A 13,066-nucleotide genomic window follows, 5' to 3' on the forward strand; every position below is an offset into this window, starting at 1 on the left:
GCCCAGGCTACTGTCCGGGGCTGCGATGTCCGCCCAAGCGCGTCGGCGTGCCAACCGCACCGATGTGCGGTCCGCCGGTAACGACAACGGCTCAGCGAACGACACAACAGGCACCGGACGTGCCCGACGTTCGGTCGCGAACCCCGGCCTGCGCAGGGAGTTCGACCGATACGTGGATGAGAGGTCCGGTAAATTGTCGAGCATGTGGAAAACTCTGGGCAGGAAGCTGGGCCGCGCCGCGGTGCTGGTTGCGTTGGTCACGTCCATGGCGACGGTGGCGCCCGCGCCCGCCTACGCGGTGACCGCCCCGGCCGACGGTTACGGGTTCGCCCAGGGATACACCTGGGCCACCGGTAACCCGGCGGATTCGGCCCGCGAGATCGCGGCGGTCGCCAAGACCAGCGGCTCCTGGGTGCGGCTGCCGCTGGACTGGGCGCTGGTCGAAACCGGCCCCGACCAATACAACTGGGGCTATTTCGACAGTCTTGTCAACGCCGCGAGCTCCAACGGTCTGCGCATCCTCGGACTGATCTCCAACACCCCGTTCTGGGCCAGGACCGAGGGCGCGCAGCTGCTGTTCCCGTCGTCGCCGCCCAAGGACAACGCCGACTTCGGGTCGTTCGCGGCCGCCGCCGCATCGCGTTACGCCGGGCGCATCAACGCCTGGGAGGTCTGGAACGAACCGAATCTGCCGCTGTTCATGGGCTTCGCCGACAACAAGGCCGTCCGCTACACCAACATGCTCAAGGCCGCCTACCCGGCCATCAAGGGTGCCAACTCGGGCGCGACCGTCGTCGCCGCCGGGCTCAGCCCGCTGGCCGGCCCGGACTCGCCCCCGGGATTCCTGCAGCAGATGTACGACGCCGGTGCCAAGGGGTCGTTCGACGCCGCCGCGGCGCACCCGTACGTCTTCCCCGGCGGCCTGGCCGCCGACAGCAACAACGGCTGGTCCGATGTGCTGCGCATGCACGATGTCATGGTGGCCAACGGTGATGGCGGCAAGAAGATCTGGCTGACCGAGATGGGCGCGTCCACCAGTGACATCCCGGGTGACGGCGTGAGCCAGGAGGAGCAGGCCAAGCAGATCGTGGACGTGCTCGGCGCCGCCGCCGCGGTCGGATGGGCCGGTCCGGCCTTCATCCACGCCGTGCGTGATCTCGACACCGCCAACCGCAATGACCGCGAGGCCAACTACGGCGCCCTGCTCACCTCCGATTGGAAGCCGAAGGTCGCCGCCGGAGTGCTCGCCGGATAGCGGTCGTGCCTGCCCGAATCGTCATCACCGGGGCGGGCGGACAGGTCGGACGTTTCCTGGCGGCCACCGCGGCCGCCCGGGGACGCGAACTGCTCGCCCGCACCTCGGCCCAGTGGGATATCACCGACGCCGATGCCGGCCGCGCCATCGTCGCCGCCGGTGACGTGGTGGTCAACTGCGCGGCGCTGACGGCCGTGGACGTGGCCGAGGCCGACGAGGCCCGGGCCCTGGCCGTCAACGCCGCCGGTGCCGGACACGTCGCGCGGGCCTGCGCGGCCGCCGGGGCCCGGCTGATCCACATCTCCACCGACTATGTGTTCAGCGGTGTGTTCGCCGGCACCCCGAGCCCGTACGAGGTCGACGCCGAGGTCGGCCCGCTCAGTGTCTACGGCCGCAGCAAGCTGGCCGGCGAGCGCGAGGTACGCGCCGCGCTGCCGGACGCGACCGTGGTCCGCACGGCGTGGGTGTACACCGGGACCGGCGCTGACTTCGTCGCCACCATGCGCAGACTGGAATCCGAACGCGACACCGTCGACGTCGTGGCCGATCAGACCGGATCGCCCACCTATGTCGGCGACCTGGTGGACGCCGTGCTGCAAATCGCCGACGACCCCGCCGCCCAACCGCTGCTGCACGTGGTCAACACCGGCCCGGCCAGCCGCTGGGAACTGGCCCGGGCGGTATTCGCCGGGATCGGCGCCGACCCGCAACGGGTCCGGCCGGTGACCACCGACCGACATCCCCGCCCGGCCCCGCGCCCGGTCTACTCGGCGTTGTCGACGGCGCATTTCGACGCCCGGTACCGGCCGCTGCGGTCCTGGCAGGACGGGCTGGCCGCGGCGCTGGCGGAGCTGAATTGACGGCGCGTTCGGCTCGCCGGTTAACCTCTACCAGCGTGAGCGACGAACTGGTTTCCCGTGGTGACTGACGAACTCAAGGTCGTGACGGTCACCTATTCCCCCGGTGGACACCTGGACCGATTCCTCGCCTCACTGGCGCACGCCACCGACCGGCCGGTCACCGTGATCATGGCTGACAACGGTTCCACCGACGGGGCTCCCGAGGAAGCGCAGCGGCGCTATCCCAATGTCATCCTGCTGCGCACCGGCGGCAACCTCGGGTACGGCACCGCCGTCAACCGCGCCGTGCAGAAGTACGTCCACGACGGTGAGTGGTTCATCGTCGCCAACCCCGATGTGCAGTGGGGCCCGGGCAGCATCGACGAACTGCTCGCCGCCGCGCAGCGCTGGCCGACCGCCGGCGCGCTGGGCCCGCTGATCCGCGATCCCGACGGCACTGTGTACCCGTCGGCACGCCATCAGCCCAGCCTGATCCGCGGCGGTATGCACGCCGTCGTCGGCCCGGTGTGGAAGTCCAACCCGTGGACGGCGGCCTACCGGCAGGAGCGTCTGGAACCCAGCGAACGTCCGGTCGGATGGCTCTCGGGTGCCTGCCTGCTGGTGCGCCGCGAGGCCTTCACCCGGATCGCCGGGTTCGACGAGCGCTACTTCATGTACATGGAGGACGTCGACCTGGGCGACCGGCTGGCCCGCGACGGCTGGCGCAACGTCTATGTGCCGAGCGCGGAAATCCTGCACGACAAGGGACATTCGACCAGTCGCGATCCGGCGCGCAACCTGGCGGCCCATCACGCCAGCACCTACACTTTCCTGGCTGACCGGCATCCGCGCTGGTGGCAGGCACCGCTGCGCTGGACGATCAAGGGTGCGCTGGCCACCCGAGCCGGGCTGGTGGTCCGGAACTCTGCACGCAAACAGGCGAAAGGACGGCACTGAGCAATGGTCAATCCCGCAGAGGTCGACGCCGTCATCCTGGTCGGCGGTCAGGGCACCAGGCTGCGACCGCTGACGCTGTCGGCGCCCAAACCGATGCTGCCCACGGCCGGTCTGCCGTTCCTGACGCATCTGCTCTCGCGCATCGAGGCGTCGGGCATCCGGCATGTGGTGCTGGGGACGTCGTACAAGGCCGAGGTGTTCGAGGCCGCCTTCGGGGACGGGTCCAAGCTCGGTCTGGAGATCGACTACGTCGTCGAGGAAGAGGCGCTGGGCACCGGTGGCGGTATCGCCAATGTGGCCGACAAGCTGCACCACGACACCGCGCTGGTGTTCAACGGTGACGTGCTGTCCGGGGCCGATCTGGGTGCGCTGCTGAGCTGCCATTCCGAGCATCAGGCCGATGTGACGCTGCACCTGGTCCGGGTCAGCGATCCGCGTGCGTTCGGCTGCGTGCCCACCGACGAGAACCAGCGGGTGACGGCCTTCCTGGAGAAGACCCAGGATCCGCCGACCGACCAGATCAACGCCGGCTGCTATGTCTTCAAGCGCGCGGTCATCGACGAGATCCCCAAGGGCCGGGCGCTCTCGGTCGAGCGCGAGGTGTTCCCGACGCTGCTGGCCGAGGACCGCCACGTCTGCGGTTATGTCGACTCCAGCTACTGGCGCGATATGGGCACGCCCGACGATTTCGTGCGCGGTTCGGCGGATCTGGTGCGCGGTATCGCGCCGTCACCGGCGCTGAACCATCAGCGCGGCGAGTTCCTGGTGCACGACGGTGCGGCCGTCTCACCGGGGGCGCTGCTGCTCGGTGGCACGGTGGTCGGGCGCGGCGCCGAGATCGGTGCCGGGGCACGGTTGGACGGCGCGGTCATCTTCGACGGGGTGCGGGTGGAGGCCGGGGCGGTGATCGAACGCTCCATCATCGGCTTCGGGGCCCGCATCGGCCCGCGGGCGTTGATCCGCGACGGGGTCATCGGCGACGGTGCCGATATCGGGGCACGCTGCGAGCTGCTGCGCGGTGCGCGGGTATGGCCCGGGGTGACGATTCCCGACGGCGGTATCCGGTACTCGACCGACGTCTAGCCTTCGGCGACCCGGGCGCGGGCGGCCGCGGCGAGCGCGTCCAGCGACGGATCGCCCGGCGGCATGGCGTCCAGCGCCCACCACCGCAGATCCAACGACTCGTCACTGCGGGTGATCTCGGCTCCGGCCGGCGCGTGCACCAGGAACTGCAGATCCAGGTGCCGGGTCGGCTTGCCGAGCGAGCAGGTCAGCGGATGGACGTGGATCGCAACCAGTTCCGGGTCGATGCGCAGACCACTGATCCCGGATTCCTCGTCGGCCTCGCGCAACGCGGCGGCCGTGACATCGGGATCGGTGTCCTCACAGTGCCCGCCGAGTTGCAGCCAGCGCCCGACGCGGGGGTGCAGGGTCAGCAGCGCCCGGGTGCCGGTGTCGTCGAGCACGAGTGCCGAGGCGGTGATGTGGCCCGGTTCGCACGCGCGCAGGCAGGCGTCCGGGCGGGCCAGCACGAACGCCAGCACCGCGTGGCGCAGTGCATCCTGACCCGGATCGGTTGTCTGCCAACGCGACAACGCCTCGATGACCGAGGAGTGCAGGCTCACCGGTACTCGAGCAGACCGTCGGTTCCGACCGGCTCGCGAACACCGTGCGGTTCGGCGGGATAACCGATGGCGATGGCGCCCAACGGTTCCCAGTCCGCCGCGATATCGAGTTCGGCGCGCACGATATCGGCGGCGAAGATGGTGGAGCCGACCCAGCAGCTGCCGACCTCACGCACGGCCAGCGCCACCAGCAGTGCCTGTACCGCCGCGCCCGCGGCCACGGTGAACATGGTGTGCTCGGCGGCGGTGCGGGCCGGGTCCGGATAGCTGTGCGCACCGTCGGGCACCATGAACGGGATGACGAGCTCGGGTGCGTCATAGAGCAGTCGGCCGCGTTCGGTGCGCCGCGCCGCATCCTCGGCCGAGCGGCCGTCGCCCACCAGATCCTGTTGCCAGCGTTCGCGCATCGCATCGAGCAGCCGCACGCGGGTCGTCGCGTCGCGCACCCAGACGAAGCGCACCGGGCGGGTGTGGTGCGGGGCCGGTGCGGTCAACGCCTCGGCGACGGCCTCGCTGATCAGTTCCGCGGGCACGGGATCGGTGGCAAAGCGGCGCACCGACCGGCGCAGCAGCTGAGCCTGCCGGCGGCCGAGGTCGATGGCCTCGGCGGTGCCGAGCCAGAACAGGTCCTCCTCACCGCTGCGGACCAGGGTGCGTCCGCTCGACCCGTCATCGTGCAGGGTCAGTCCGCGCACCACCGCCACCGGGATGCCGGTGAGCTTGCCCTTCACCAGATCGGCTGCCGCGGCGAGTTCGTCGGCGACGGCGATCTCGGTCACCACGAGTTCGTTGCCGTGCCCGTCGTGGGCGCCGGCGTAGCCGTGCAGCACGGTCAGCCCGGCGGCGCCGATGGCGACATCGGTCTGGCCGGTGCGCCACGCGCGGCCCATCGTGTCGGTCACCACGACACCGACCCGCACGCCGAGTCGTTCGGCCAGCGCGGCGCGCAGGGCGGCGGCGCTGCCGTCCGGATCGACCGGCAGCAGCGCCAATTCGGCGCCGTCGACATTGGATCCGTCCACGCCGGCCGCGGCCTGGATCAGTCCGATGGCGTTCTCGGTGATCAGCGTCTTGCCCTTGCGGGCCAGCACGCGCACGGCTTCGTCGTCGATGAGTCTGCGGCGCAGCGCGTCTCGCTGCTCCGGGTCGGTGGGTGCGGTGACGATGCGGCCCTCGGCCTTGGACAGCACCTTGCTGGTGATGACGACCACGTCGTCGTCGCGCAGCCAGCCGGCGGCCGCGGCGATCGCGGCGGCGACATCGTCACCGGGCCGGAACTCGGGCAGGCCGGTGACCGGGATGATCTCGCACACGGCCGCACTGCCGTGTTCTGCGGCGCTCACAGTTGCAGTCCCGCCAGACTCAGCCCGGCGCGCACCATCTGTGCCGTGGCGGCGGGATCGGACATCAGCAGCGGCGCCTGCGCCACGGTGACACCGTCGATCTGGGCGCTGTCGCCCTCGTCGATCAGCCAGCCGTCGAGGATGCCCACACCGCTGCGGGCACCGTAGTGCTTGCCCACACCCTCCGAGGACGACTCGACCCCGATGACGGACAGGCATTCGTCGGCCATGCCGCGCAACGGCTTTCCGGCGATGATCGGGGAGTAGCCGATGACGGGTGCCGGCGTGGCCCGTAACGCGGCGCGGATACCGCCGACGGTGAGGATGGAGCCGATGCTGACCACCGGATTGGACGGTGCGATCAAAACCACATCGGCACCATTGATCGCTTCCGTCACACCCGGTGCGGCAGTGGCCTTGTCGGAGCCGATGAACGCGAAGCTGTGTGTCTCGATCTTGGCCCGGTAGCGCACCCACCACTCCTGGAAGTGGATGGCCTTGCGCTCGCCGTCGGGATCGGTGACCACGACGTGGGTCTCGCTGCGGTCGTCACTGGCCGGCAGCAGCCGGGCCCCGGGCGCCCAGCGGGTGCACAGCGCCTCGGTCACCGCAGACAGTGCATAGCCCGCGCGCAGCATCTGTGTGCGGACCAGGTGGGTGGCCAGGTCGCGGTCGCCCAGGCCGAACCAGTCGGGCTGCACGCCATAGGCCGCGAGTTCGGACTTGGCATGCCAGGTTTCGTCGCGGTGCCCCCAGCCACGCTCCGGATCGATACCGCCGCCCAGGGTGTACATGCAGGTGTCGAGGTCCGGGCAGATGCGCACACCGAACATCCAGGCGTCGTCGCCGACGTTGACGACAGCCGTCAATTCGTGTTCTGCCGCGTCATCGGGTTGGATGGCGGGATCGGCAAACTGGCCCAGCCGCAACAGATGCTGGACCCCGAGCAGGAACCGGGCGCCGCCCACGCCGCCGACCAGAACGGTGACCTTCACGCCCTCAGACCCTAGGCCAGCCGGCTTTCTTCGTCGTCGCCGCCCGGGGTGTGGCGAACACGCCGGAGCACGGACACGCCGGATCTATGTCACGGGATGGTATGAAATCCGGCCGTTCCGCTTGACCGAGGCAGCTAACAAGTGTCTAATCACATCAGTGTCATTTCAGGGTTCGCCCACCGGATTTGGTGGCGCAGACCGAGATTCGATCAGTTGTTCGAACAGGGGATGGCCGGACATCACAATAGTGATAGCAGGGGTAGTGCTGGAGGGGTTGAGTTTTCGTGCCAGCAGGGGCTCCACCGAGGGAACAACCATTAGGTGAGGAGGCGGAACATGTCTTTTGAGCAGGTCGATCTCGACCGCGTGCTCCGGTTCGACAACCGGATGCTCGGTTCAGTGGGCAGTGCACCGCACACCACTACCGGTCCGGATTCGAACGAAGTGATCGCACGCCCGCAGCTGAGTCTGGTGCCTGACCGCGCCGACAACGGCGTGCCGGCCGATGATGACGATGATCAGTGGCAGGAGCGCGGTCTGTGTGCGCAGACCGACCCCGAGGCGTTCTTCCCCGAGAAGGGCGGCTCGACCCGCGAGGCCAAGCGCATCTGCCAGGGGTGCGAGGTTCGCGACCGCTGCCTGGAGTACGCCCTGGCCAACGACGAACGATTCGGCATCTGGGGCGGTCTGTCCGAGCGTGAGCGCCGGCGCCTCAAGCGCGGCATCATCTGAAGTCCGGACGCGTCAGGCGTCGTCGGCGGGTGAGTCGATGACGTCGGGGTCCACCCCCAGGTAGGTGGCCACCTGCGCCACCAGCACCTCATGCAGCAGGTCGGCGAGTTCGTCGGTGTCCTTGGCCCGACGCTCGATCGGTTTGCGGAACAACACGATTCGCGCCCGCGTGGCATTACCGCGGACGTCGACACCGGCCGGTATCAACCGGGCCAGGGCCACCGGGCCGTCCGCGACCACCTCCGGTGGCCACTGCACGCTGTCGGGATCCTTGGGCGCGATGCGCGGGATCTCGTCGACCGCCACGTCCAAGGTGGACACCCGGCTGTGCCACCGGCGCTCGATCGGCTCGTAGGCCTCCAGCACCGCCATGTCGAACCGCTCGCCGCGACTGCGCCACCCCGGGACCGTCGGCGGCAGCAGCGGGCCGCGCATTCCGCGGCCGCGCCGTGATCCCCGATGCTTGCGCTGCGCCACGGGACAGATGGTAACGGTTGATAATCGTGGGGTAACGGTTGGAGATCGGCGGCCCGCCACGCGCGTGTCCGGACCCCCGAGACGGTGCCGCACGATAATCTTCGGAGCGTGAACGTTCCCCGTCGCTGCTGCAGGCCCGGGTGCCCGCACTACGCCGTGGCGACGCTGACCTTCGTCTACTCGGACTCGACAGCGGTCGTCGGACCGCTGGCAACCGTCTCCGAGCCGCATTCCTGGGATCTGTGCGTCGTGCACGCCGGGCGGATCACCGCCCCGCGCGGGTGGGAACTGGTGCGCCATGCCGGACCGTTGCCCGCCCACCCCGATGAGGACGATCTGGTTGCCCTCGCCGATGCCGTCCGCGAGGGCCGTGAAGGCCTTCCCTCCACGGTCAACGGTGTCACCACCGGCTTCTCCGACCCGACCACCGGAATGCCCGGCGGATCACTGATGGCGCCGCCGGTGCGACGCCCCGAACCCAACGGTCGCCGGCGCGGCCACCTGCGGGTCCTGCCGGACCCGCCGGAGTCCTCGGCCGAGTAGCACTGCGCCGCTCCGGGACCCGTTGATCGGCTCCCACCGCAACTCATCACGGGACCTGCGGCGGCTGCGATGGCGAGCCACTAGGCTGGCTCGAAGAGCAGTCCGCAGAATCCCCGTCGAACAGAGAGCGAGGAGAGCCATGTCTCGGCCCGCTGAGGCTGTCCACGCTGTCATCAAGGCTTACGACGTGCGCGGACTGGTCGGAGATCAGATCGACGAGGCATTCGTCACCGACGTCGGCGGCGCGTTTGCCCGCCTCGTTCGCGACGAGGCCTCCGGTGGCGTCGTCGACACCGTCGTCATCGGGCACGACATGCGTGCCAGCTCGCCCGCGTTGTCCGACGCGTTCGCCCGGGGCGTGACCGCGCAGGGCCTCGACGTGGTGCGGATCGGGCTGGCCTCCACCGACCAGCTGTACTTCGCGTCCGGACTGCTGAACTGCCCCGGGGCGATGTTCACCGCCAGCCACAACCCGGCCGCCTACAACGGCATCAAGCTGTGCCGCGCCGCTGCGTTGCCCGTCGGCAAGGACACGGGGCTGGCCATCGTGGCCCAGGAGGTGATCGACGGCGTCCCGGTGTTCGAGGGCAGCCCGGGCACCATCACCGACCGCGACGTGCTGGCCGAGTACGGCGATTTCCTGCGCTCGCTGGTCGACCTCGCCGCGCTGCGCCCGCTGCGGGTGGCCGTCGACGCCGGTAACGGGATGGGCGGGCACACCACCCCGGCAGTGCTGGAGGCCATTCCCGGGATCACGGTCCTGCCGCTGTACTTCGAGCTCGACGGCACCTTCCCCAACCACGAGGCCAACCCGCTGGATCCGGCGAACCTGGTCGATCTGCAGAAGCACGTGCTGGACACCCGTGCCGATATCGGGCTGGCCTTCGACGGCGATGCCGACCGCTGCTTCGTCGTCGACGAGAAGGGCATGCCGGTGTCCCCGTCGGCGGTCACCGCCCTGGTGGCCGGTCGGGAGCTTGGCCGCGAGATCGGCGCGACGGTGATCCACAACCTGATCACCTCCCGCGCGGTGCCCGAGCTGATCACCGAGCGCGGCGGCACCGCCGTGCGATCGCGCGTCGGGCACTCCTATATCAAGGCCCTGATGGCCGACACCGGCGCGATCTTCGGTGGTGAGCACTCCGCGCACTACTACTTCCGGGATTTCTGGGGTGCCGACTCGGGCATGCTGGCCGCGCTGCACGTGCTGGCCGCGCTCGGGGAGCAGGAGCGACCGCTCTCGGAGTTGATGGCCGATTACCGGCGGTATGAATCTTCCGGCGAGATCAACTTCACCGTCAGCGACGCACCTGCGACAGTGGACGCCGTGCTCACCACGTTCGGTGGCCGTATCCAGTCGCTGGACCATCTGGACGGGGTGACCGTGGACCTCGGCGAGGGTCGCTGGTTCAACCTGCGCACCTCCAACACCGAGCCCCTGCTGCGGCTCAACGTCGAGGCCCGTACCACCGAGGAGGTCGACGCGGTGGTCGATGAGGTGGCGAAGGTGATTGCCGCTCAAGTGGATGTCGGCGGGCCGCCGGCCAGCGAGCCGGCACCATGACCGCCCGGGCCGCCACCATCGATCTCGACGACGTCGACGGTCTGCTGGCTGCCGACCGGGACGGGCTGTTGCGCGCGGCCGCGATGGCCGGCGCGCAGGTGCGCGCGACCGCGGCCGCCGTCGACGAAGGCGCGCTGGACACGGTGCGCGCGGGCGGGGTGGTGCGCACGTTGATCTGGGTGGCCGACGGGGGACCGGCGCGCTGTGCCGGACAGCTGTTGACCGCGGCGCTGGGTGCGGCGACCGCCGTGCCGATCGTGGTGGCGGCCGAGGTGCCGCCGTGGACCGGGGCGCTGGACGTCGTGGTGGTGGCCGGCGCCGATGCGGGGGACCCGGTACTGGTGTCGGCCGCGGCCACCGGCGTGCGCCGGGGCGCCCGGGTGGTGGTGGTGGCACCGCACGAGGGGCCGCTGCGGGAGGTGACCGCCGGACGTGCCGCCGTGCTCGCGCCGCGGCTGCCGGTGCCCGACGAGTTCGGCCTGACCCGCTATCTGGCGGCCGGGGTGGCCATCCTTTCCGTCCTCGATCCCGGGGTGCGGGTCGACATCGGGGCGCTGGCCGACGATTTGGACGCCGAGGTGCTGCGCAACAGCGTCGCCCGGGAATTGTTCACCAATCCGGCCAAGACGCTCGCCGAACGGCTGGCCGGGCGCGAGGTCGTGCTCGCCGGTGACAGCGCGGCGACGCTGGCGCTGGCCCAGCACAGTGCCGCGGTGCTGCTGCGGACCGCGCGGCAGGTGGTGGCCGCCGTCGGGTTGACCGACGCGCTGGGTGCGCTGGGTCAGTTCGACGCCGCGCCCGTCGACTACGAGACCGCGCTGTTCCACGACGAGGAACTCGACGGTCCGCTGCCCTCGCGGCTGCGCACCGTGGTGCTGACCTCCGATGAGCAGCGGCCGGTCGTGGTGGCGCGCACCGAGGGATTCGCCGATCTCGATGTGGTCAGCGCCGATGATGTCCCCGATGCCGCGACTGCGCCTACCGGTAGCCGCCCCGAGCAGCAGCTGGCCACGGTGGCGGTCCGCCTGGAGATGACGGCCGTGTATCTGCGACTGGTGCGAGGTTGACAGCGTGAACCTGCTGCGAGGAGCAATTCGGAAGTACGCCTGGGGATCGCGGACCGCGATCGCCGAGTTCACCGGAAGACCAAGTCCCACAGCGAATCCCGAGGCGGAATTGTGGCTGGGTGCGCATCCGGGTGATCCCGCGCACTGTGATACCGACGCCGGTGAGCGCTCCCTGCTGGAGATGATCACCGCCGATCCGGAGGGCCAGCTCGGCCGCGGGACCCGTGACCGGTTCGGCGATGCACTGCCGTTTTTGGCCAAGGTGCTGGCCGCCGATGAGCCGCTGTCGCTGCAGGCCCATCCCAGTGCGCAGCAGGCCGTGCAGGGGTTCGAGTTGGAGAACCACCTGGGCATCCCGCTGAACGCGCCGACGCGCAACTATCGCGACCGCAGCCACAAGCCCGAGATCATCGTCGCGCTCGGAAACTTCGAGGCGCTGGCGGGTTTTCGCCCGGCGGCGCGCAGCGCAGAGTTCATGCGAGCGTTGGCGGTCTCCGACCTGGATCCGTTCATCACGCTGCTGACGGATCAGTCCGATGCCGACGGCCTGCGGGCGCTGTTCACCACCTGGATCACCGCTCCGCAGCCCGATCTGGACGTGCTGGTGCCATCGGTGCTCGACGGTGCGATCGGCTATATCCGTTCGGGCGAAACGACTTTCCACGCCGAGGCCAAGACCATCCTGGAACTGGGCGAACGTTATCCCGGTGATGCCGGGGTGCTGGCGGCCATGCTGCTGAACCGGATCACCCTGGCCCCCGGTGAGGCGATCTACCTGCCTGCCGGAAATCTGCACGCCTACCTGCACGGGGTGGGTTTCGAGGTGATGGCCAACTCCGACAACGTGTTACGCGGCGGGTTGACACCCAAGCACGTCGACGTGCCCGAGTTGTTGCGAGTGCTCGATTTCACGCCGACCGATGATGCGCCGATCCTGCCGCGCGTCGTCCGCGGTGGTGCCGAACTCGTCTATGACACTCCCGCGCCCGAGTTCGCGGTGTCGGTGCTACAGGTGAGCGCCGATCAGGTGGGCCATGAGATCGATGCGCCGGCCGAGCATGACGGACCGCAGATCCTGCTGGCCGTCGAGGGCACCGTGCGGGTGCACGCCAAGGCCGATGTGGTGACGCTGCAGCGCGGCGGGTCGGCCTGGGTCGCCGCCGACGACGGCCCGGTGCGGTTGACGGCCGAGGAGCCCGCGCGACTGTTCCGGGTGACCGTCGGGATCTGATCTCTGCTCGGCTTGGACGTAGTCGTCTACGTGGTTTCAGTTTGGTTGGCCGGCAGCGGACTGGGCTGAACTGGGGTAGGTCGCCCGACCGGTTTCGGCTACGTGGCTTCAGCATGGTTGACCGGCATCGGACTGGGCTGAACTCAGGTACGCCCGGGCCGTGGTCATGAAGGCCGTGAGTGTGCCCGGTCCTTTGAGGTTGCCGCTTGGTAGTCCGCGGTCTACGTAGCTTCAATCTGGTTGACCGGCAGCGGACTGGGCTGAACTGGGGTACGCCGTCCGACCGGTTTTGGCTACGTGGCTTCAGCATGGTCGACCGTCGGCAAGCTGGGCTGAACCGTGGCAGGCCGTCCAACTTTCATCCAATTTACAAACAACGCTGTTTTGTCTAGACACACGACAAAGAAGCGGCTATAGTCAACTCCAGTAGTGATGACC

The 13,066-nt window shown here is 69.4% G+C and carries 13 protein-coding genes; 9 read left to right on the top strand and 4 right to left on the bottom strand.

Translation table 11 applies throughout. The features are described from left to right. The first annotated feature begins 202 nt into the window (after positions 1–202). The 4 genes from ACWDUN_RS20915 to ACWDUN_RS20930 are packed head-to-tail and all read left to right on the top strand — an operon-like array spanning position 203 to position 4,134. Positions 203–1,255 (top strand): hypothetical protein, encoded by a 1,053-nt coding sequence (locus ACWDUN_RS20915; RefSeq protein ID WP_449931920.1) that lies wholly within the window; start codon positions 203–205, stop codon positions 1,253–1,255. A gap of 5 nt (positions 1,256–1,260) precedes the next feature. Continuing rightward, positions 1,261–2,115 (top strand): dTDP-4-dehydrorhamnose reductase, encoded by an 855-nt coding sequence (gene rfbD / locus ACWDUN_RS20920; RefSeq protein WP_449931921.1) that lies wholly within the window; start codon positions 1,261–1,263, stop codon positions 2,113–2,115. A gap of 60 nt (positions 2,116–2,175) precedes the next feature. After that, complete coding sequence (locus tag ACWDUN_RS20925; RefSeq protein WP_449931922.1) at positions 2,176–3,051, top strand: glycosyltransferase family 2 protein; 876 nt, start codon at positions 2,176–2,178, stop codon at positions 3,049–3,051. A gap of 3 nt (positions 3,052–3,054) precedes the next feature. Then, complete coding sequence (locus ACWDUN_RS20930; RefSeq protein WP_449931923.1) at positions 3,055–4,134, top strand: sugar phosphate nucleotidyltransferase; 1,080 nt, start codon at positions 3,055–3,057, stop codon at positions 4,132–4,134. Here the strand turns inward: ACWDUN_RS20930 and ACWDUN_RS20935 are convergent. From ACWDUN_RS20935 to cofD, 3 genes are read right to left on the bottom strand one after another with little or no spacing between them, the layout of a single operon-like run. Next, a complete protein-coding gene (locus ACWDUN_RS20935) occupies positions 4,131–4,676 on the bottom strand; it encodes an NUDIX hydrolase (RefSeq protein ID WP_449931924.1) in 546 nt (181 codons plus the stop codon). The genes ACWDUN_RS20930 and ACWDUN_RS20935 overlap by 4 nt on opposite strands. Continuing rightward, the gene (locus ACWDUN_RS20940; protein ID WP_449931925.1) at positions 4,673–6,019 is read right to left on the bottom strand and encodes a coenzyme F420-0:L-glutamate ligase; all 1,347 of its coding nucleotides are present in this window, start codon (positions 6,017–6,019) and stop codon (positions 4,673–4,675) included. Before ACWDUN_RS20940 ends, ACWDUN_RS20935 begins: the two co-directional genes overlap by 4 nt. After that, entirely contained in the window at positions 6,016–7,014 is a 999-nt protein-coding gene (gene cofD / locus ACWDUN_RS20945; protein ID WP_449931926.1) for a 2-phospho-L-lactate transferase, read from the bottom strand. The genes ACWDUN_RS20940 and cofD overlap by 4 nt, the downstream gene beginning before the upstream one ends. A gap of 462 nt (positions 7,015–7,476) precedes the next feature. On the opposite strand from cofD, the gene ACWDUN_RS20950 reads away from it, so the two are divergent. After that, the gene (locus ACWDUN_RS20950) at positions 7,477–7,746 is read left to right on the top strand and encodes a WhiB family transcriptional regulator (RefSeq protein WP_449932044.1); all 270 of its coding nucleotides are present in this window, start codon (positions 7,477–7,479) and stop codon (positions 7,744–7,746) included. 12 nt (positions 7,747–7,758) lie between these two features. Here ACWDUN_RS20950 and ACWDUN_RS20955 read toward each other — a convergent pair whose 3' ends face one another. Further along, positions 7,759–8,181, bottom strand: coding sequence for a metallopeptidase family protein (locus ACWDUN_RS20955; protein WP_449932045.1), 423 nt, complete (start codon positions 8,179–8,181; stop codon positions 7,759–7,761). Positions 8,182–8,331: 150 nt separating this feature from the next. On the opposite strand from ACWDUN_RS20955, the gene ACWDUN_RS20960 reads away from it, so the two are divergent. The 4 genes from ACWDUN_RS20960 (at position 8,332) to manA (ending at position 12,628) form a co-directional block, all read left to right on the top strand. Beyond that, positions 8,332–8,766, top strand: a complete 435-nt coding sequence (locus ACWDUN_RS20960; protein WP_449931927.1) for a DUF3499 domain-containing protein — start codon at positions 8,332–8,334, stop codon at positions 8,764–8,766. Positions 8,767–8,905: 139 nt separating this feature from the next. Then, positions 8,906–10,330 (top strand): phosphomannomutase/phosphoglucomutase, encoded by a 1,425-nt coding sequence (locus ACWDUN_RS20965; protein WP_449931928.1) that lies wholly within the window; start codon positions 8,906–8,908, stop codon positions 10,328–10,330. Continuing rightward, positions 10,327–11,397: a TobH protein gene (locus ACWDUN_RS20970; RefSeq protein WP_449931929.1), complete on the top strand. Its 1,071-nt coding sequence runs from the start codon at positions 10,327–10,329 to the stop codon at positions 11,395–11,397. The genes ACWDUN_RS20965 and ACWDUN_RS20970 overlap by 4 nt, the downstream gene beginning before the upstream one ends. 4 nt (positions 11,398–11,401) lie before the next feature. Continuing rightward, positions 11,402–12,628 carry a mannose-6-phosphate isomerase, class I gene (gene manA / locus ACWDUN_RS20975; RefSeq protein ID WP_449931930.1) on the top strand — a complete coding sequence of 409 codons (1,227 nt, stop codon included), beginning with the start codon at positions 11,402–11,404 and terminating at the stop codon, positions 12,626–12,628. Positions 12,629–13,066 lie beyond the last annotated feature (438 nt).

This window comes from Mycobacterium sp. NPDC003323 (genome assembly GCF_053589535.1).